The organism is Comamonas koreensis (assembly GCF_014076495.1).
GTDB classification, from domain to species: Bacteria; Pseudomonadota; Gammaproteobacteria; order Burkholderiales; family Burkholderiaceae_C; genus Comamonas; species Comamonas squillarum.
The window spans coordinates 5182678-5202266 of the sequence record NZ_CP043575.1 but is presented as its reverse complement, the minus strand read 5'-3'; the positions used below and the strand labels follow the sequence as shown (position 1 = coordinate 5202266).

Sequence of the window (19589 nt, the reverse complement as noted above, 5' to 3'; positions counted from 1 at the left end):
TTCAAAGAAAAGAGAGGGAATCGACAGTGCCAAATCCGGGCGGCTCAATCGAGCTGCAGATTGGCGGTTTGAACGACCGTGCGCCAGCGCTGGCGTTCGGCCTTGAAAAATTGGTCAGTCTCGGCCGGCGTCATCGTGACCACCTCGGCGCCCTGGCCGGTCAGGCGCGAGCGCACCTCGGGCGAGCGGATGGCAGTCAGCAGCGCCTGGTTCACCTTCTGGATCACCGCTTCTGGCGTTTTGGCCGGCAGTACCACGCCTTGCCAGGTGCCCGAGGCAAAGCCGGCTGCGCCTTGCTCGGCCAGGGTCGGCACATCGGCGATCAGCGGCATGCGGGTGTTCTTGGAGATACCCAGCAGCTTTAACTTGCCGCTTTGCACATGGGGGTAGGTGGCCAGCATGCCGTTCATCAGCACCTGGGTCTGGCCAGCCACCGTGTCCTGCACCGATTGCACGCCGCCCTTGTAGGGCACATAGACCCATTTGGCGCCCGTCAGCCGGGCCAGCTCGACACCGGCCAGATGCGGCGCGCTGCCGGTGGCCGTGACGGCAAAGTTCAGGTCCTGCTTCTTGGACAGGGCCACCAGCTCCTGCAGGTTGTTGGCTTGCACCGACGGGTGCACCACCAGCATGTGCGGCGAGTAGGCCAGCATGGCGGCGCCACGCAGGTCCTTGCTGGGGTCAAAGCTCAGCTTGGTGTAGATGGACGGGGAGATCGCGAGCGCTCCGAGGTCGCACAGCAGCCAGGTGTAGCCATCGGGCTGGGCGCGGGTGACAAACTCGGCGCCCAGGTTGCCGTTCGCTCCGGGCTTGTTGTCGATCACTACCGTCTGCTTGAGCTCTTGCGAGATCAGCTGGCCGATCGAGCGCGCAATGATGTCCGAACTGCCGCCGGGCGGGTAGGGAACAATCAGCCGGATCGGCTTGCTGGGCCATGCATCGGCCGCCAACAGCGGAGTCGATAACAAGCTACCGGCGGCCAGGGCCAGCGCTGAATAGATCAGGTGCGAACGGCGATGCATAGGTCTTTGTCTCCTTTTTAGATATAAGACATCATACAACTCAAAACGCAGATCGCCAAGCTTTGGTTGACTAGGGGAAACGCTTGTGTGGGTGGGCGGCTGGGCCGGTCATGCCGCCTGGCGCCGCCGTGGGCTGGCGCTGGGGCGGGCCGGGCGCTGCGCCAACGGATAGGTGTGGCGGGCGCAGCGGTGGCGCGACCCGGGGCGTGAAGGCAGCAGCCCCGTGCCGGGCTGCTGCGCGGCTTAGCGCTCGCTGCCTGGTGCGCCGGTTGCTTGCTGCTCCTGGGCCAGGCGCTGTGCCAGGCGCAGGCGTTCGCGCGAGTTGGTCAGGTGGATGCGCATCGCAGCGCGGGCCGAGTCCGCATCCTGGCGCTCGATCGCGGAGAAGATCTCTTCATGCTCGCGGTTGACGCGCTTGAGGTAGTCCGGGTCGCGCGTGGGGATGTGGATCGAGGCAATCCGGTTGCGCGGAATCAGCATCGAGCCAAAGTGCTGCAGGATCTCCTGGAAATAGCGGTTGCCGGTGGCCTTGGCGATGCTCAGGTGAAAGTCCAGGTCATGGCTCACGGTCTCGCGGCCCAGTGCAAAGTTCTGCTCAAAGGCCTGCAGCGCAGTGCGCATCGCGCGCAGATGCGGCTCCTGGCGCCGGGTCGCAGCCAGTCCCGCCGCCTCGGTCTCCAGGCTGATGCGCAGCTCCAGCACCGCGAGCACATCGACCGATTCACTCAGCTCGTGGGCGCTGAGCACCATGCCCGGCGTGCTGCGCGCGGGCAGCACAAAGGTGCCGATGCCGTGCTTGGTCTCCACCAAACCCGAGGCCTGCAATTTGGACAACGCCTCGCGCACCACTGTGCGGCTGACGTCATAGCTGCGCACCAGTTCGGTTTCTGTGGGCAGCTTGTCGCCCTCTTGCAACAGCCCCTGGCGGATCTTGTTTTCAAATTCTTCCGACAACAGATTGGCCAGGCTGCGGCTGCCCTTGGCGGCACGGCTGCCGCGCAGACTGGCGGCGGAGTCTATGGCCATCGATGGGGTTGTAGCGAGTTCCAAGGGGCTTTTAAGCATGGCTGTGATCCGGCAGAACGTGGGCCTGGCCGTTGGCTTTTGCGGCACGGCTACCGCACAAAGTGGCAGCGCTGGCCGATGCCATTGACGGGGAAGCGGGTAATTCCGAGGGGCTTTTAAGCATGGCTGTGATCCGGCAGAACGTGGGCCTGGCCGTTGGCTTTTGCGGCGCGGCAACCGTACAAAGTGGCAGCGCTGGCCGATGCCATCGACGGGGATGCGGGTAATTCCGAGGGGCTTTTAAGCATAGCTGTGATCCGGCTGAAGGTGGGCCAAGCAGCTGCCTTGCGGGGTGTGGCAACCGTGCAAAGTGGCATCCTGGCCTGATGCCATTGACGAGGATGCGGGTAATTCCGAGGGGCTTTTGAGCATAGCTGTGATCATAATTCACACCTGTCGTCAGACAACACATGACTGATGCCTTGTTGTAACCTACTTTCCAATCATGCTCAAGCTTTTCTCCAAAACCACCGTATGTGCCGTCACTCTGCTGGCTGCTTCCCTGGCGCAAGCGCAGACCTCCACGCTGGAGAAGATCAAGCAGAACGGCGCAATCACCATCGGTGCGCGCGACATGTCCGTGCCCTTCAGCTACAAGGTCAACGGCAATGCGGACCCTATCGGCTTGATCAATGACATCTGCCTGAAGGTAGCAGAGGCGGCGCAAAAGGCGGCGGGCTTGCAGAAGATGGAAATCAAGTACCTGATCACCACGCCCACCAGCCGCATCCCGCTGGTGCAGAACGGCACCGTCGATCTGGACTGCACACCGGTGACCAACACCCTTGCGCGCCAGGAGCAAGTCTCCTTCTCGCCGAGCTACTTCTCGGCCAATGTGACCCTGGCCGTGCGCAAGGACTCGCCAGTCAAAGGTATTGCCGATCTGCAAAACCGCAATGTGGCCACCGTGACCGGCACCACCTCGATCCAGCTGCTGCGCGCCTACAAAAAGGCCCAGAACGTGAAGTTCAACGAGGTCTATGGCAAGGACCCGTCCGAAGCCTTTGTGATGTTCGAATCGGGCAAGGCCGACGCCTTTGTGCTCGATGACGTGCAACTGGCCAGCTTTATCGCCACCTCGCCCCAGCGCGACCAGTATGTGATCCTCAACGAGCCGCTGCGCACCGAGCCCTATGGCGTGATGCTGCGCAAGGATGACCCGACGTTCAAGAAGCTGGTCGATGACACCGTCTACGCGATGATCAAGTCCGGCGAGATGGAAGCGCTCTACCAGAAGTGGTTCATGACCACGATCCCTCCGCGCAACGTGAACATCAACTTCCCGCTCAGCGATTCGACCAAGGCGCTCTACGCCAACCCCAATGACAAGGGCATCTAAGAGAAACCGAGCGATTGCGAATTTATGTTGAAGCTAAGTCAAAAAGTCGAGGGCCTGCCTTCGTCGCCGAGCATGGCGATTTCCTCGCTGGCCAAGAAGATGAAGTCCGAAGGCATCGATGTCATCGACCTGAGCATTGGTGAGCCCGATTTCAATACGCCCGAGCACATCATTGATGCGGCGATGGCCGCGGCCAAGGCCGGTGCCACCAAGTACACGGTGCCGGCCGGCACCGAGAGCCTGCGCAAGGCGATTGCGCAGAAGTTCAAACAGGACAACGAACTCGACTACACGGTGGCCGAGATCACCACCGGTGTCGGCGCCAAGCAGCTGATCTTCAATGCCTTCATGGCGACCTTGGAGAGCGGCGACGAAGTCGTGGTGCCCACCCCTTGCTGGGTGTCCTATGGCGACATCGTGGCCTTGCATGGCGGCGTGCCGGTCTATGTGCCTTGCGCAGAAGCGGTGGGCTTCAAGCTCACGCCCGACGCGCTGCGCCAGAGCATCACGGCCAAGACCCGCTGGCTGATCATCAACAGTCCCGGCAACCCCACCGGCGCGGTCTACAGCCGCGCCGAGCTGCAGGCGCTGGGCGAGGTGCTCAAGGACTTCCCCGATGTGCTGGTCATGTCCGATGAAATCTACGAGCACATCATCCTGACCGGTGTGCCCTTTGTCTCGTTCGCCCAGGCCTGTCCTTATCTGAAGGACCGCATGCTGATCATCAACGGCGTCTCCAAGTCCTACGCGATGACCGGCTGGCGCATTGGCTATGCGGCAGGCCCCGAGAAGCTGATCGGCGGCATGAACAAGCTCGAATCGCAAAGCTGCACCAGTGCCACATCGGTGGCGCAGGCCGCTGCGCAAGCGGCTTTGCTGGGCGACCAGGACTGCGTGCGCCAGGCGCGCCAGACCTTTGTGGACCGGCTCGAGACCATTCGCCGCGAGCTGGCCATCGTGCCTGAGCTGACCCTGTCGTCGGTGCCCGATGGCGCCTTCTACCTGTTCCTCGGTTGCCAAAGCCTGATCGGCCGCCGCACGGCCGAAGGCCAGGTGCTGGACAGCGATGCTGCCGTCTCGAGCTTTCTGCTCAAGGCGGCCAATGTGGCCACCGTGCCGGGCGCGGCCTTTGGCATGTCGCCTTATATCCGCCTGTCGTTCGCCACCGACCCTGCGCTGGTGGTGAAGGCCCTGAAGAACATGCGTTCTGCCATCGACGGCCTGGCTCAAGGCTGACCACCCCAGGCGCTTTTCATAAGCGCCTTTTTTTATGGAAAGGAGCAGGCCATGCAGGCACAAACAACCCCGCTGCAACGCTTGCTGTTGACTGGTGCTGCCGGCGGCCTGGGCCAGGTGCTGCGCCAGCGCCTGCGCGGCCTGGCCCCTGTGCTGCGCGTGTCCGACATCGCCGGCATGGGCGCGCCGCGGGATGCGCAAGAAGAAGTCGTCCCCTGCGACCTGGCCGACAAGCAGGCCGTCGACGCGATGGTGGCCGGCTGCGACGCCATCGTGCACCTGGGCGGTGTGTCGGTGGAGCGGCCTTTTGAAGAGGTGCTGGAGGCCAATATCAAAGGCATCTTCCACCTCTACGAGGCCGCGCGCCGCCACGGCGTGAAGCGCATTGTGTTTGCCAGCTCCAACCATGTGATCGGCTTTTACCAGCAAAGCGAGAAGATCGACGCCCATGCGCGCCGCCGCCCCGATGGCTACTACGGCCTGTCCAAATCCTTTGGCGAGGACATGGCGAGTTTCTACTTTGACCGCTACGGCATCGAGACGGTGAGCATACGCATTGGTTCGTCCTTTCCCGCGCCCAAGGACCGGCGCATGATGCACAGCTGGCTGAGCTATGACGACCTGGTGCAGCTGGTCGAGAAAAGCCTGTTCACCCCTAACGTTGGCCATACCGTCGTCTACGGCGCATCGGCCAACCGCGACCTGTGGTGGGACAACCATGCCGCTGCCCACCTGGGCTTTGTGCCCAAGGACAGCTCCGAGCCCTGGCGCGCCCAGGTGGAGGCACAACCCGCCCCTGCGGCCAACGACCCGGTCGCCGTCTACCAGGGCGGGGCCTTCACCGCCCAAGGCCCCTTTGGCGATGCGCCGGAGCCGTCTGCATGACAGCCGCCGAGCTGGTGCTCGACGCCCGCAATGCCACCGGCGAAAGCCCTGTGTGGCGTGCGCAGGAGGCTGCGCTGTACTGGGCCGACATACCGCGCGGCCTGCTGCAGCGCTGGCAGCCGGGGCAGGGCGCCGCCACGCAGTGGCAGCTGCCGCAGATGCTGGCCTGCATCGCCGCCTGGCAGGGCGAGCCGCGCAGCTGGATTGCCGGCTTGGAAGACGGCATTTACCAGGTGACGCTGGGCGATGGTGAGGCTCACACCCAACAACTGGCTGCCGTCGTCCACGCCATGCCAGGCATGCGCTTTAACGATGGGCGCTGCGACCGCCAGGGCCGCTTTGTGGCGGGCAGCATGCTGATGGACATGGCCGCCGCGCAGCCGGTGGGCAAGCTCTACCGCTTTGGGGCAGAGGACATGGCGGCAGGCCGCGCGCAGGATCTGCAGCTGGGCCCGCTGGTCACGCCCAACGGCCTGGCCTTCAGCCCCGATGGGCGAACCATGTACCTGTCGGATTCGCACCCCAGCAGCCAGCAGATCTGGGCCTTTGACTACGACGCGGACACCGGCACACCCCACAACCGCCGCCAGTTTGTCGATATGACGAGCCTGCCGGGCCGGCCCGATGGCGCGGCCATCGATGCCGAAGGCTGCTACTGGATCTGCGGCAACGACGCGGGCCTGGTGCACCGCTTCCGGCCCGATGGCCGGCTGGACCGCTCGTTGGCGCTGCCGGTCAAGAAGCCGGCGATGTGCGCCTTTGGCGGCCCGGGCCTGGATGTGCTCTATGTCACATCGATACGGCCGGACGGTATCGATCTGTCGGACCAACCGCTGGCCGGTGGCGTGTTTGCGCTGCGCCCGGGCGTTTCAGGAATGGAGGAGACGGAATTTCGGCCCCTGTAAACAGGCGAGGTGTGTGTGACCCAGAGACCCGGAAACCATTCGGGCATGTTCCCCCAACCATAGAGATAACGAGGTAGACAAATGCGACTTTCCACTCTCAGTGCAGCGCTGGCTGCCGGTCTGCTGGCGCTCAGCGCTCAGGCCACCGAATTTCGTTCATCAGATATCCACCCGGACGACTACCCGACCGTGCAGGCGGTGAAGTTCATGGGCGAGCGCCTCAAGGCGCTGTCCGGCGGCAAGCACAGCATCCGCGTCTACCCCAACGGGGCACTGGGGGGCGAGAAGGAAACCATCGAGCAGGCCAAGATCGGCGCGCTGGCGATGGTGCGGGTCAACGTAGGCGCGATGAACAATGTCTGCAACGAGACCGTGGTGCCCACGATGCCCTTCTTGTTCCGCTCAGTGGAGCACATGCACAAGGTGCTCGATGGCCCCGTGGGCGAAGAGATCCTCAAAGCCTGCGAAAAACAGGGCTTCATCGGCCTGGGCTTTTACGACAGTGGTGCGCGCTCCATGTTCACCGCCAAGCGGCCGGTCAAGAGCCTGGCCGACATGAAGGGCATGAAGGTGCGCGTGCAGCAGTCCGACCTGTGGGTGAGCATGCTCGAAGCGATGGGCGCCAATGCGACGCCAATGCCGATGGGCGAGGTCTACACCGGGCTGAAGACCGGCCTCATCGATGCGGCCGAAAACAACTACCCCACGTTTGAGAGCTCGCGCTCGTTCGAAGTCGCCAAGTACTTCAGCAAGACCGAGCACTCGATGGCGCCGGAGATTTTGCTGTTCTCCAAACGCACCTTTGACAAGCTCTCGCCCGAGGAGCAGCGCTGGGTACGCCAGGCCGCCAAGGAGTCGGTGCCCTATATGCGCAAGCAGTGGGCCGAGCGTGAGGCCAAGTCGCTCGAGGTCGTGAAGGCGGGCGGCGCCGAGATCATCGAGGTGGACAAGGCCCCGTTCCAGGCGGCGATGCGGCCGGTGTATGACAAGTTCATCACCGATGCCAAGTTGAAAGACCTGGTCAAGCGCGCGCAGGAAACACCTTGATCCGCCGCTGATCCCACGCCAATGCCAGTGCCCGCCGGGTGCTGGCTCCTTGCAACTCTTTGCCCGGAGGCTGTACGCCCCGGGCCTGCACGGGCACCACGATGTTTACCAAGATTTGCAGCGCCTTGTCGCGCTTGTGCATGTGGCTGGGAATTGCCGGCCTGATGCTGCTGATTGCTGCCGTGAGCTGGCAGGTGTTTGGCCGCTATGTGCTCAACAACACGCCCACCTGGGCCGAGAGCCTGTCGCTGTTGCTGGTGCTCTATGTGACCATGTTCGGCGTCGCCGTGGGCGTGCGCGACAGCGGCCATATCGGGCTGGAGTCGCTCCTGGTGCTGGCGCCGGACTGGCTGCGCACCAAGATGGAGTTTCTGATCCATGCGCTGATCCTGGTGTTTGGCGCGGCCATGGCCTATGGCTGCGCGTCGCTGGCCGAATCGGTCTGGGACTACCGCCTGCCGACCCTGGGCGTGTCCGAAGGCTGGAAATACGTGCCCGCCATCGTTGCCGGCAGCCTGATTGTGCTGTTTTCCATCGAACACCTGATCGCACTCGCGCAAGGCCGCGAAGTGCAGCCCAACTAGGAGCGCGGCGATGACCACAGCCTTGCTGATTCTGAGCCTGAGCTTTGCCGTCCTGCTGCTGCTGGGCGTGCCGGTGGCCTTCTCCATTGGTCTGTCTGCGCTGGCCACGCTGGCCTATGAGGGGCTGCCGCTGGAGGTGGGCTTTCAGCAGATGACTGCCGGCATGGGGGTGTTCTCCTTCCTGGCGATTCCGTTCTTCATCTTTGCCGGCGAGCTGATGCTGCACGGCGGCATTGCCGACCGCATCGTCAACTTTGCGCGGGCGCTCATCGGCCATGTGCGCGGCGGCCTGGGCATGTCCAACGTAGTGGCCTGCACCTTGTTTGGTGGCGTCTCGGGCTCGCCGGTGGCTGATGTCTCGGCCATGGGTGCGGTGATGATCCCGATGATGAAGAAAGAGGGCTACCACGCCGATTACGCGGTCAACGTGACCACGCATGCTGCCCTGGTGGGCGCACTGATGCCCACCAGCCACAACATCATCATCTATGCGCTGGCGGCCAGCGGCAAGGTCTCGATTGCGGCGCTGATTCTGGCGGCCATCATCCCGGCGCTGATCCTGACCCTGAGCAACCTGGGCGCGGCCTACTGGGTGGCACGCCGCCGTGGTTACCCGGCCGGCACCTTCCCCGGCTGGCAGGTCGTGGGCCGCAGCTTGGCCGCGGCGCTGCCGGGTCTGTTTGTCGTGGTGCTGATTCTGGGCGGGATTCTGTCGGGCGTGTTCACCGCGACCGAGTCGGCCGTGGTCGCCGTGCTCTATGCGCTGGCGCTGACGGTGTTTGTCTACCGGTCACTCAGCTGGTCGCACTTTGTCAAGGCCGCCTCCAAGGCCGTGCGCAACACCGGCATCATCTTGCTGCTGATCGGCATCTCCAGCACCTTTGGCTACCTCATCAGCCTCTACGGCGTGGCCGAGCTCACCGGCCAGATGCTGGCCCAGGTCACCACCACGCCCTGGATGGTGTTTCTGTTGATCAACATCATCCTGTTTCTGCTCGGCACCTTCCTCGACATGGCCGCCACCATCTTGCTGTGCACGCCCATCTTCTTGCCGATTGCCCAGCACTACGGCATGAGCTCGGTGCAGTTCGGCATTGTGCTGCTGATCAACTGCGCGCTGGGGCTGAACACCCCGCCGGTAGGCACGACCCAGTTTGTCGGCTGCGCCATTGGTGGTGTGTCGGTGGGTACCGTCATGCGCACCATCTGGCCGTTCTATGGCGCGCTCATCTTTGCGCTGGGCCTGGTGACCTTTGTGCCGGCCTTCACCACCTGGCTGCCGCAGATCTTCATGACCGTGCGCTAAGCATTCACCGCCTCCCAACCCTTCACTCCTTCTGCTTTCTTCTGCGTTTTCACGATGAGTACCTCACACGCCATTCGCCATATCCGCATCACGCCGATTGCCTTCCGCGATCCGCCGCTGCTCAACGCTGCCGGCATCCACGAGCCCTGGGCGCTGCGCTCCATCATCGAGATCGAGACGGCCTCGGGCCTGGTGGGCATCAATGAGAGCTATGGCGACCAGCCGATGCTCGATGCACTGGCCAAGGCGGCACCGGCACTGGTGGGGCTGTCGCCCTGGGCGCTCAACGAGATGGAGCAGCGGGTGGCCGCGCTGGTGGCGCCGCCCGTGCAAACGGCCTCGGAGTTTCTGGGCCAGCAGGTGTCGCTCGCGCCGGGCACCCATGTGTCCAAAACAGTGGCCAAGGTGGTCAGTGCGTTCGAGGTGGCCATGCTTGATCTGCAAGGCCAGATGGCGAATGCGCCCGTCGTGGATCTGCTGGGCGGCGCGGCGCGCCCCAGTGTGCCGTTCTCGGCCTACCTGTTCTACAAGTACGCCGAGCATGCCGGCCAGCCCTATGCCCCGGATGCCTGGGGCGAGGCGCTGACACCGCAGCAGCTGGTGGCACAGGCCCAGCGCATGATGGGCCAGTACGGCTTTCAGAGCATCAAGCTCAAGGCCGGGGCCTTGCCGCCCGATGAGGAGGCTGCCGGCATTCTGGCCCTGGCCGAGGCCTTTCCCGGCCTGCCTTTGCGCCTCGATCCCAATGCCAACTGGACGGTGGAGACCAGCCTGCGCATTGTCGAGAAGCTGCGCGGCGTGCTGGAGTACTACGAAGACCCGGCCCCCGGGCTGGACGGCATGGCGGCCGTGGCCCGCGCCTGTGAGGTGCCGCTGGCCACCAATATGGTGGTGACCGATTTTGCCGAGTTCCGGCGCAATGCCGAGATGGGCTGCCCGGTGAAGATTGTGCTGAGCGACCACCACTACTGGGGCGGCCTGCGCGCCACGCAGCGCCTGTCCACCCTGTGCCGCACCTTTGACCTGGGCCTGTCGATGCACAGCAACTCGCACCTGGGCATCAGCCTGGTGGCGATGACGCATCTGTGTGCCAGCGTGCCGCTGCTCACCTATGCCTGTGACACGCACTACCCCTGGCAGGACGAGGAGGTCATCGAAGGCGGGCGCCTGCAGTTTGAAGCGGGCAGCCTGCGCGTGCCCACCGCGCCGGGTCTGGGCGTGCGCCTGGACCGCAATGCGCTGGCGCGCCTGCATGACAACTACCTGCACTGCGGCATCCGCAACCGCGATGACCTGGGCCAGATGCGCAAGTACGACCCGAGCTTCGACGGCAAGCAGCCGCGTTTCTGAGCCCCACCGAGTTCATTGAACCAGCCTTTTGACGATTACAAACCAAGGAGACATCCATGCAACGCAGAACCCTGATCCAAAGCTCCCTCGCGGCCAGCGCCTTGATGCTGGGCGCCGGCCTGGCCAGCACCTCCGCGCTGGCCCAAAGCAGCTGGCCCACGGGCAAATCCATCACCTACCTGGTGCCGTTTCCCCCCGGCGGCAATACCGACACCCTGGCACGCGTGATCGCCCAGCCGCTGGGCAAGGCGCTGGGCACGCCGATGATCATCGAGAACAAGGGCGGGGCCGGCGGCAGCGTGGGCTCGGCACTGGCCGCGCGCGCCGCGCCCGATGGCTACACCATCCTGGGCGGCACCATCAGCTCGCATGCGATCAATATCAGCCTGTATTCCAAGCTCGACTACGACCCGGTCAAATCCTTCACGCCGGTCGCGATGCTGGGCTCGGGCCCGCTGGTGCTGGTGGTGCCCGCCTCCAGCCCCTACAAGACCCTGGCCGATGTGATGGCTGGCAGCAAGGCCAAGGCCTCCAGCGGCGGGCTGACCTCGGCTTCGCCCGGTAGCGGCACCTCCAACCACATGGCGCTGGAGCTGCTGGCCTACCAGACGGGCGTCAAGTTCACCCATGTGCCCTACAAGGGCAGCGGCCCGGCGGTGCAGGATGTCATCGGCGGCCAGGTGGACATGATGTTTGACACGGCCCTGGTCGTGGGCCCGCACATCCAGGCCGGCAAGCTGCGCCCGATCGCGGTGACCAGCTCCAAGCGTCTGGAATCGCTGCCCGATGTGCCGACCATTGCCGAGGCTGGTGAAAAGGGCTTTGACATGGGCTCCTGGCAGGCGGTGTTTGCACCCGCTGGCACACCCAAGCCCGTGGTGGACCGCCTGCATGCCGAGATCATGAAGATCGTCGCCACGCCGGAAGTGCAGACGCGTTTGAAGGCCTTTGGCATGCAGCCCTCGACGATGACGCCGGCCGAGCTGGCCGAGTTTCAGAAGGCCGAGGTGGCCAAATGGGCGCAGGTGATCCAGGCCGCCGGCATCAAGGCCGATTGAGCGTTTGCGTGCGGCCCTGTCGCGCAAAGCGACAGGTGCCAGGCGGGCCGGCAGCGCGCATGCGCTACGCTGCCGGAGCACCGCCGTAGAGAGTATTTGCCATGACACAAGCCAGAACGACCCCACTTTCGATTTCCATGCATGCGGCGGACAACGTCGCGATCATCGCCAATGACGGCGGGCTGCCGGCCGGCACGGTGCTGCCCTCGGGCCTGCGGCTGGTCGAGCAGGTGCCGCAGGCGCACAAGGTGGCCTTGGTGGACATTGCGCAGGGCGAGGCCGTGCGCCGCTACAACGTGGTCATCGGCTATGCGCGCCAGGCCATTGCCGCGGGCAGCTGGGTGCATGAGCGCCTGCTGCAGATGCCCGAGGCCCGCTCGCTCGAAGGCCTGCCCATTGCCACGGTGCCGGCCCCCGATCTGCCACCGCTGGAGGGCTATACCTTTGAGGGCTACCGCAATGCCGATGGCACGGTGGGCACCCGCAATATCCTGGCCATCACCACCACGGTGCAGTGCGTGGCGGGCGTGCTCGATTTTGCGGTGCGCCGCATCAAGGCCGAGCTGCTGCCGCGCTACCCGCAGGTCGACGATGTCGTCGGGCTCGAGCACAGCTATGGCTGCGGCGTGGCCATTGATGCGGTGGGTGCCGAGATCCCGCAGCGCACCTTGCGCAACATCAGCCACAACCCGAACTTTGGCGGCGAGGTGATGGTCGTGAGCCTGGGCTGCGAAAAGCTGCAGCCCGAGCGCCTGCTGCCGCCGGGCTCCTTCCCGATCGCCGATGAGCGCGCGCCCGCGTTGGATGTGGTCTGCCTGCAGGACGAGGCGCATGTGGGCTTCATGTCGATGGTGCAGTCCATCATGACCCGCGCCGAGGCGCACCTGGCACGGCTGAACCAGCGCCGGCGCGAGACCGTGCCGGCCAGTGCCTTGGTCGTGGGCGTGCAGTGCGGCGGCAGCGATGCCTTTAGCGGCGTCACCGCCAACCCGGCCGTCGGCTTTTGCACCGATTTGCTGGTGCGCGCAGGGGCGACCGTGATGTTCAGCGAAGTGACCGAGGTGCGCGATGGCATTGACCAGCTCACCTCACGCGCCTCAACCCCTGAGGTGGCGCAGGCGATGATCGACGAGATGGCCTGGTACGACGCCTACCTGGACAAGGGCAAGGTGGACCGCAGCGCCAACACCACGCCGGGCAACAAGAAGGGCGGCCTGTCCAACATCGTGGAAAAGGCGATGGGCTCGATCATCAAGAGCGGCACAGCGCCCATCACCGGCGTGCTCTCGCCCGGCCAGAGACTCGCAGATCGCGGCATCGAGCGCGGCCTGGTCTATGCGGCGACGCCCGCGAGCGACTTCATCTGCGGCACCTTGCAGCTGGCCGCCGGCATGAACCTGCATGTGTTCACCACCGGGCGCGGCACACCCTATGGCCTGGCGCAGGTGCCGGTGATCAAGGTGGCCACGCGCAGCGATCTGGCGCGCCGCTGGCATGACCTGATGGATGTGAACGCCGGGCGCATTGCCGATGGCGAGGCGAGCATCGAGGAGATGGGCTGGGAGATGTTCCGCCTGATGCTGGAGGTGGCCAGCGGCCGCAAGAAGACCTGGGCCGAGGAGTGGCAGCTGCACAATGCGCTGGTGCTGTTCAACCCCGCCCCGGTGACCTGAGCACGCAGAGGCTTGGCCTCTACTTCTTCCACTTCTCGCGCAGCGCGGCGCAGTGGTCCTGGGCCGGCAGCGCCGGGGTGCTGTGTACCCAGTCGCGGTCGGCCGCATCGGCCTGGGCCTGGCTGCCCGCCTGGCCAATGGCCACCACCGAGCGGGTGCCCGCAGGCAGCCAGGTCGGAATGCCGATGCTGCGCAGCACATGGCCGCGCCCGGCGATCAGCAGCACCGTCTTGCCGGGCTGCAGCTGGGAGCTAGCGGTCTGGGCCATGCTGTCGTCCTTGGCCAGCTGGATGCGCGCCATCGGGGCCAGCTGGCCCTCGGGCAGCAGGCCGCAGTGGCCGTCGGCAATGGCGTCGAGCTGGCGCTGCCATGCAGCAGCGGGCAGGTGGCTGTCCCAGCGAGTTTGCTGCATCACATCGCGCATCTGCGCTCGCGGCAGGTTGCCGCCCAGCACGGGCACCCCCGCCTGCACCGCCGTCATCACCGCCGGGCCGTAGTGGCGCCAAGGCCAGCTCTTGTCATTCCAGGCCAGCGCCTGCTGCACCTGGGCTTCGCTGGCGCTGGGGGCCAGGCCCTGGGTGCTGTGACCGGCGTCGGCCATCTCCAGCACCACGGCGGCCAATTGCTGTCGCGCGGCCCACTGGGCCACCGTGGTCTGCTGCCACTGCTGGTGCTCGGGCGCATCATGCTGCTCGCCCAGCAGCAGCACATCGGGCGCTTTGGAGCGCGCCAAGGCTGCCAGGTTGAATTCGGCGTTGGCGGAGGCTGCGGCTTGGGGCGGTTGGCTTGTGCAACCGCCCAGCAGCGCCAGACCCAGCAGGCCGGACAGCCAGCCACCATTGCGAATGGATGGTATTTGCATCATTCGCGCATCGTAGTGGCTGGCCTGCGGCCTGTCGACCTGAAGGGTTGCCGTGTCCTCGCTCAGCGGCGCTGGCCGTTGGTCCAGATCGCGCCGGTGGTCAATGCGCCTTCCATCGACACGTTGACCAAGGTGGCGCCCGTCAGGTTGGCGCCGGCCAGGTTGGAGTTGTCCAGGCTCACATTGACCAGCTCGGCGCCCTGGAAGTTGGCGCCCTGCAGGTTGGAGTTGGACAGGTCTACATTCGTGAAGCTGTGGCCGGCAAAGTTGGCCTGGGGCAGGTTGGAGCCGGACATATTGGCGTTCACATGGGCCTGGTTGCCGCCGCCGCTGCGCTTTTGGCTGCGCACGGTGGCCGACGTTTTGCCCTGGCCTTCGACGACGACGGCTGCGCCACCGGCCCCACCGTGCACGGTGCTGCTGCGGCCGGGGATATTGGTCTCGGCCACGGCGCCACGGCCCGAAGCCGCATTGACGACGGCACCGTTGACGGTGACCGAGGCGCCTTGGCTGCCGCCGCGCACATCGACGCCGGGGGCCGAGATGACGGCGCCTTGCGCCCAGACGCCGCCAGCGGCCAGGCTCAGGGTCAGCACGGCCAGGGCCTGCTTGATTTTGGGTTGTTGCATGCTTGTCCTTTCTTGCGCTACTCGGTGAGCGGCGCGTTGTGACTCAGGTTGGAGGGCTGCATGCCTGGGGCATGCGCGGCAGAGGGGAGCCCCTCGGTCGGCACCACCTGCTCCTGCGAGAGCGGTGGGGTGTTGGTATCTGCCGCCGCATCGCCATCGGCGGCGGGCGGCTCTGGCCAGGCAAAGGGCTGCTGGCTCAGCTGCGAGAGCGGGTCGGCCACGCGTTGGGGGCGATCGGGCGGCGCGCTGGGGTGTTTTTCTTCGACCTGCAAGGCCACGGCATTGATGCGCGCGGCCAGCTCCTGCATCCAGGCTTCGTCAATGACCGGTTGCTTGTCGTTGCTGCGGCTGAAGATCAGCGCCAGAAACTCGCGCGCCTTGGGCGAGCCGGCATCGGCCGCGCGCCGGTAGTACTGGATGGCGGTGGCGAAATTGCGCTGCACGCCGCGCCCCAGATGGTAGCGGTAGGCCAGCTCCAGCAGCGCATTGGCATTGCCCTCGTCGGCACGCGCGCGCAGGCGGCCCAGCTGCTCGGCGGTGCTGGCGCGCTGGTAGCTGGCGATGCGGCCGAGGTTTTGGGCCGCCGTCTGGCTGCCGCCGGCCTGGGCCTGGGCGTACAGCTCCTTGGCCTCGTTCATGCGTCCTTCGAGCTCGCGCTCGACGGCCAGGTCATTGAGCGCCATCGCATCGCCATCGCGCGCGGCCTGCTCCAGCAGCAAGCGCGACTGCTGCATGGCCTTGGGGCCAGTCACTTTGCGCTCGACCAGGGACAGCAGGTAGGTGGCCTTGGCCAGGCGCGCATCGGCTGCGCGCTGCAACCACTGGCGGCCGGTGGGCACATCCCGCACACCGCCGGTGCCCGTGCCCAGCATGTAGCCCAGCGCCGCCATGGCCCGGGCATCGCCTTGTGCGGCGGCCTGGCCCAGCCACTGGCGGGCCTGGGCGCCCGCTTGCGGCAGGCCGGCGTTCTGGTAGTAGTACATGCCCAGCTCGAACTGGGCGCTGACTTCGCCTTCCTGTGCCTGTCGGCGCAGCGCCTGCAGGCTGGCATCGCTGCGCTGGGCTGGCATGCGGATCGATGAGCCCGGCGCGGCGGGCGCTGCAGGGGCCGGGCTGCTGGCGGCCGCGCCGGCATCGCCGCCGCCTGCCGATGGCAGCACGATGGCGGCCCAGCTGGCGCAGGCTTGCAGCAGCAGCCCGCCGGTCAGCGCCAAAAGGCCCGCCCGGCGGCGGGTAGGTGCGAGGCGCCTCATCGCGTTTTGCCGCGGCGTGCGGGGGCGGCGGCAGGGGCAGGCTGGGCAAGGGGGGTGGCCACAGGGCCCTCCACTTCCCAGCGCAGCTGCGACTGGGCGATGACGCCGGTCTGCGCGGCAATCTGCTGCTGCACGGCCTCGATGCTGGTCAGGCCCTCAATCGGTGCCAGCTGGGCCTGGGTGAGGGCCACCGGCACGCGGCCGGTCAGCGGCTTGGTGGTCTGGGCGCAGTACACCTGCTCCACGCCAGGGCGGGCGGTCTCGATCAGGAAGGAATTGGCCTGCGACACATCGGGCACCATCAGGCCGATGCGACCCTGGGCCACCACCGCCTGCTGCTGCGGGTTGGGATAGACCTGGGTGACCACCTGGGCGGCATCCTGGTAGTAGCAGTAGAGAAAGCCGGTGCGGGCCGGCGCCACACGCAGCACCACCGAGGTGCCGATGGGCAGCTGCGAGGCCAGCTCCTTGTGGCCGAGCAGGGACAGCGCCAACGCGTCGGTGGTCGGCTCGTTGTCCGGCAGGCCGTGCGGGCGCGGCTTCAGTTCGTTGCTTTGCGGCGAGTAGCTGGAGGCGATCTTGTCATCGGCCGACATGCCGGCATACAGGCGCAGCAGCCCCATATAGGTCTCAAAGTTGACGACGCCAACCGGGGTCAGGTCCAGCGATGCCTGGTAGAGCGCGAGCGCATTGCGCAGCGCGGTGGAGTCGTTCCCATCGATGGGGCCGCTCCAGGCGCCTTGGGCCTGCAGCACGCGCTGGGCCAAGGTGATGCGGTCGGCCGCGCCTTGCTCGTCAAACCAGGTGCGCATCTGGCGTTTGAATTCGGGGTGGTTTTGCTCGTAGTCGATGCATTCCCAGTACGGCACCTTGGCCCATTTGCCCACCAGCTCGATGGTGGCCAGGTCGACCAGCAGGCGCACGGCCGCGCCCGCGCCCTGGTTCACGTCGGCAGCCACTTCGTACTGCACGCCCAGGCGGTAGATGTGCTTGGGCAGGCCGGTGGCGCGCCCGCCGATCTCGACCGAGCGGCCGCCGGTGGCGACGACCAGCTCGTTGGCTGAATCCAGGCCGGGGTAGAGCGTGCGGGAGTTCATGTCGCCCAGATGCAGATCGAGCCCCACCACCGTACCCAGCAAGTCCCAGCTGTAGCCGGTGTCGGTATTGGCGGTGGAGACGCCCAGGCTGCTGCGCTTGGAGACCACCGTCTTGTCGCCAAAGCTGATGGCGCCCGAGACATAGATCTGTGGCTTGCGCAGCTCGATCTGGCCGTTGTTGAGCAGCAGGCTGGTCATCGTCTGCACGGTGTCCTGCTTGAGCGCATCGACTTCATAGTCGACCACGCGGAAGGCCTGGCTGGTGCGTGACATGCGCGAGAGCGCCGTGATTACCATCTCCTTGGTGCCGGTGGAAAACAGCCCCGAGGGATCGGGGATGCTCTTGACCGCGACCAGCGTCGAGGGCACCTGCTCGGCCGCCAGCATGCGGTCCATGCAGGCCAGGCCTTCGCGCATCGCCGATGCGGATTTGGTGGGCGTGACCAGCGGTGACTGCTCGGTGATGCCCTTTTCAATGATGTCCTTGCGGTCGGACAAGGTGGGCTGGATGCTGCAGGCAGACAAGGCCAGCACGCAGGGCGCAAGCGCCAGGCGGCGAATCGATGAAAGATGCATGGTGGTTATTCGTTATGGCGATGGTGGGGCTGCCGCTGGGCTCAGCGTGCTGCCGGGCTCCCTCGTCCCGGGGTGGCTGCACAGAGTTTTCTGGCTCTGGCGCAGAAGCCATCGTGTTTATTTGCAGATATTGATGACTGAGCCACGTACCACGGTGACCTGGTCGGCATTGCCTGCCCCATAGCGGTTACCGATACCGGCCGTGCCTTCGTTGATCTGGGGGGCGGCACCCACATTGGTATTGCAGTTCTTGCCCGAGGGGCCGGTGACCATTTCACGCTCGATGGCGGATCTGGAGTCCTGCTCCGTCAGGTAGTTGCGGGCCATGGCATTGCTCACCTTGTTGCGTGAGGCTGGATCGAGCCCGGTGCGGCCTGCGGGTGGCTTTTGCTGGGCCTGTGCGGCGGCGCACAACAGGGCGAGAACCCATACCCCGGCATAGCTGGCTTTCATGCGCAGTCTCCTTGAGGGACCCTCTGCACAACGATCGCAGGCGAAGGGATGCGGCCGCATCCCTTGGCGCTGACGAATGCTCTGCAGAAGATCTTTTTTATAGGGGCCGGCCAGCAAATGGTCTCCAGACGCATTCGGCGGCCAGCGGGATGAAGGGATGGGGATTACTTGCCGTCGTTGGAGGCGAGGTTTTGCTCGGCCTTGGTCATCGCGCCGATCGCCATATTGGCCACGGCACCATTGGTGACCGAGACTTCCTGCTTGTTATTGCCGCCAATATTGACGTTGCCCTTGTTGGAGGCCAGGTTTTGCGTAGCGGTAGCACCTGCGCCGATGGCCATATTGGCGACAGCGCCGTTCTTTACAGTGACCTTCTGGTCGTTGTTGCCCTTGATTTTCACTTCTGCCTGGGCAGACATGGCGATAGCCGAAACCGACACCAGAATTGCGAAAAACTTCTTCATATAAATCTCCTCGTTACTGAAAGAATATGGTGCACTTCCTGTGTATGCACCTCTGCAGTCAGCTCCCCATGTCGGAGAAACCGAACCGTTCATTGGCGTGCGGCCGCAGGGCGCCCTGCTACCGTCCACCAATGTTCACTACGCTGCGCATGCCGGTGCCGGTGGCCTGGTTGACCACCGGTCCGCCTACGGACACCACCTGGCTGCCGCTGCCGACTCCGCCATTGCGCGACGCAATATTCAATTCGCTATAGGCACCGAAACTGGCCATGTTCGCGACCACGCCATTGACCGAGGTCACCTGGTTGTTGCCGCGAATCTGGCGGATGTTCTTGTTCGATGAGATATTCATCACCGCCTGGGCCGCCGGGCCGGAGATATTGACGATGCCGCCATTGACCACCACCTGCTGGTTGTTTTGGGCGAATACCGAGGCGCTCAGCCCCAGGCCTGCCCACAGCAGCAGATGCCGCTGTTGTGCCAGTACCTGGATGCATGCCTGCTTGGCGCATGTAATGGATTGATGGCCCATAGTCAATAGCTCCTTGCCGATAGACGAAAACTTGCTAAGGCGTGTTTTTAACTGCAGACCGGTGCCGCGAAATGACGAGTTGAAACCGAGTGATTCATGAATATTTCATGACATAAGAAATATCTGGTAGCAATTGACTTTGATTTTTTGAAAGTGCCTATAGAAAATAAATATGCGAGTAACAAGTGAATTACATATGAGCCTATAAACCGAATAGATGCGTAAGCAATTTCTTTACAAAGATCTGCAAATT

The 19589-nt window shown here is 64.8% G+C and carries 19 protein-coding genes; 10 read left to right on the top strand and 9 right to left on the bottom strand.

The genetic code is table 11. The features are described from left to right. Positions 1-44 precede the first annotated feature (44 nt). The gene (locus tag F0Q04_RS23805; protein WP_182343839.1) at positions 45-1022 is read right to left on the bottom strand and encodes a Bug family tripartite tricarboxylate transporter substrate binding protein; all 978 of its coding nucleotides are present in this window, start codon (positions 1020-1022) and stop codon (positions 45-47) included. Between the two features lie 243 nt (positions 1023-1265). Beyond that, on the bottom strand, positions 1266-2048 hold the full coding sequence (locus tag F0Q04_RS23800) for a FadR/GntR family transcriptional regulator (protein ID WP_116926230.1): 783 nt from the start codon (positions 2046-2048) through the stop codon (positions 1266-1268). A gap of 484 nt (positions 2049-2532) precedes the next feature. On the opposite strand from F0Q04_RS23800, the gene F0Q04_RS23795 reads away from it, so the two are divergent. From F0Q04_RS23795 to garD, 10 genes are all read left to right on the top strand, one after another. After that, positions 2533-3426: an amino acid ABC transporter substrate-binding protein gene (locus F0Q04_RS23795; RefSeq protein WP_116926231.1), complete on the top strand. Its 894-nt coding sequence runs from the start codon at positions 2533-2535 to the stop codon at positions 3424-3426. A 24-nt stretch (positions 3427-3450) separates the two neighbouring features. Further along, positions 3451-4662, top strand: a complete 1212-nt coding sequence (locus F0Q04_RS23790) for a pyridoxal phosphate-dependent aminotransferase (RefSeq protein WP_116926232.1) — start codon at positions 3451-3453, stop codon at positions 4660-4662. A 51-nt stretch (positions 4663-4713) separates the two neighbouring features. Next, positions 4714-5547 carry an NAD-dependent epimerase/dehydratase family protein gene (locus tag F0Q04_RS23785; RefSeq protein WP_182343837.1) on the top strand — a complete coding sequence of 278 codons (834 nt, stop codon included), beginning with the start codon at positions 4714-4716 and terminating at the stop codon, positions 5545-5547. After that, positions 5544-6452 carry an SMP-30/gluconolactonase/LRE family protein gene (locus F0Q04_RS23780; RefSeq protein ID WP_182343835.1) on the top strand — a complete coding sequence of 303 codons (909 nt, stop codon included), beginning with the start codon at positions 5544-5546 and terminating at the stop codon, positions 6450-6452. Before F0Q04_RS23785 ends, F0Q04_RS23780 begins: the two co-directional genes overlap by 4 nt. Positions 6453-6533: 81 nt before the next feature. Continuing rightward, the gene (locus tag F0Q04_RS23775) at positions 6534-7499 is read left to right on the top strand and encodes a TRAP transporter substrate-binding protein (RefSeq protein ID WP_021025002.1); all 966 of its coding nucleotides are present in this window, start codon (positions 6534-6536) and stop codon (positions 7497-7499) included. A gap of 101 nt (positions 7500-7600) precedes the next feature. Then, the gene (locus F0Q04_RS23770) at positions 7601-8083 is read left to right on the top strand and encodes a TRAP transporter small permease (protein ID WP_182343833.1); all 483 of its coding nucleotides are present in this window, start codon (positions 7601-7603) and stop codon (positions 8081-8083) included. A 10-nt stretch (positions 8084-8093) separates the two neighbouring features. Next, entirely contained in the window at positions 8094-9389 is a 1296-nt protein-coding gene (locus F0Q04_RS23765; RefSeq protein WP_116926236.1) for a TRAP transporter large permease, read from the top strand. Between the two features lie 54 nt (positions 9390-9443). Further along, a complete protein-coding gene (locus tag F0Q04_RS23760) occupies positions 9444-10739 on the top strand; it encodes a glucarate dehydratase family protein (RefSeq protein ID WP_182343831.1) in 1296 nt (431 codons plus the stop codon). Between the two features lie 56 nt (positions 10740-10795). Further along, positions 10796-11797, top strand: coding sequence for a Bug family tripartite tricarboxylate transporter substrate binding protein (locus F0Q04_RS23755; protein ID WP_116926238.1), 1002 nt, complete (start codon positions 10796-10798; stop codon positions 11795-11797). A 101-nt stretch (positions 11798-11898) separates the two neighbouring features. Continuing rightward, positions 11899-13470: a galactarate dehydratase gene (gene garD / locus F0Q04_RS23750; protein ID WP_116926239.1), complete on the top strand. Its 1572-nt coding sequence runs from the start codon at positions 11899-11901 to the stop codon at positions 13468-13470. 19 nt (positions 13471-13489) lie between these two features. On the opposite strand, the gene F0Q04_RS23745 is transcribed toward garD, so the two are convergent. From F0Q04_RS23745 to F0Q04_RS23715, 7 genes are all read right to left on the bottom strand, one after another. Next, positions 13490-14332: a ChaN family lipoprotein gene (locus tag F0Q04_RS23745; RefSeq protein ID WP_232539463.1), complete on the bottom strand. Its 843-nt coding sequence runs from the start codon at positions 14330-14332 to the stop codon at positions 13490-13492. 62 nt (positions 14333-14394) lie between these two features. Further along, on the bottom strand, positions 14395-14961 hold the full coding sequence (locus F0Q04_RS23740; protein ID WP_182343827.1) for a pentapeptide repeat-containing protein: 567 nt from the start codon (positions 14959-14961) through the stop codon (positions 14395-14397). Positions 14962-14978: 17 nt separating this feature from the next. After that, entirely contained in the window at positions 14979-16214 is a 1236-nt protein-coding gene (locus tag F0Q04_RS23735; protein ID WP_182343825.1) for a tetratricopeptide repeat protein, read from the bottom strand. Beyond that, on the bottom strand, positions 16211-17887 hold the full coding sequence (locus F0Q04_RS23730) for a DUF4384 domain-containing protein (RefSeq protein WP_182343823.1): 1677 nt from the start codon (positions 17885-17887) through the stop codon (positions 16211-16213). Before F0Q04_RS23730 ends, F0Q04_RS23735 begins: the two co-directional genes overlap by 4 nt. A gap of 117 nt (positions 17888-18004) precedes the next feature. After that, a complete protein-coding gene (locus tag F0Q04_RS23725; protein WP_021025065.1) occupies positions 18005-18340 on the bottom strand; it encodes a hypothetical protein in 336 nt (111 codons plus the stop codon). 164 nt (positions 18341-18504) lie between these two features. After that, positions 18505-18804 carry a hypothetical protein gene (locus F0Q04_RS23720; protein WP_021025064.1) on the bottom strand — a complete coding sequence of 100 codons (300 nt, stop codon included), beginning with the start codon at positions 18802-18804 and terminating at the stop codon, positions 18505-18507. A 118-nt stretch (positions 18805-18922) separates the two neighbouring features. Continuing rightward, entirely contained in the window at positions 18923-19336 is a 414-nt protein-coding gene (locus F0Q04_RS23715; RefSeq protein WP_116926244.1) for a hypothetical protein, read from the bottom strand. Positions 19337-19589: the final 253 nt, after the last annotated feature.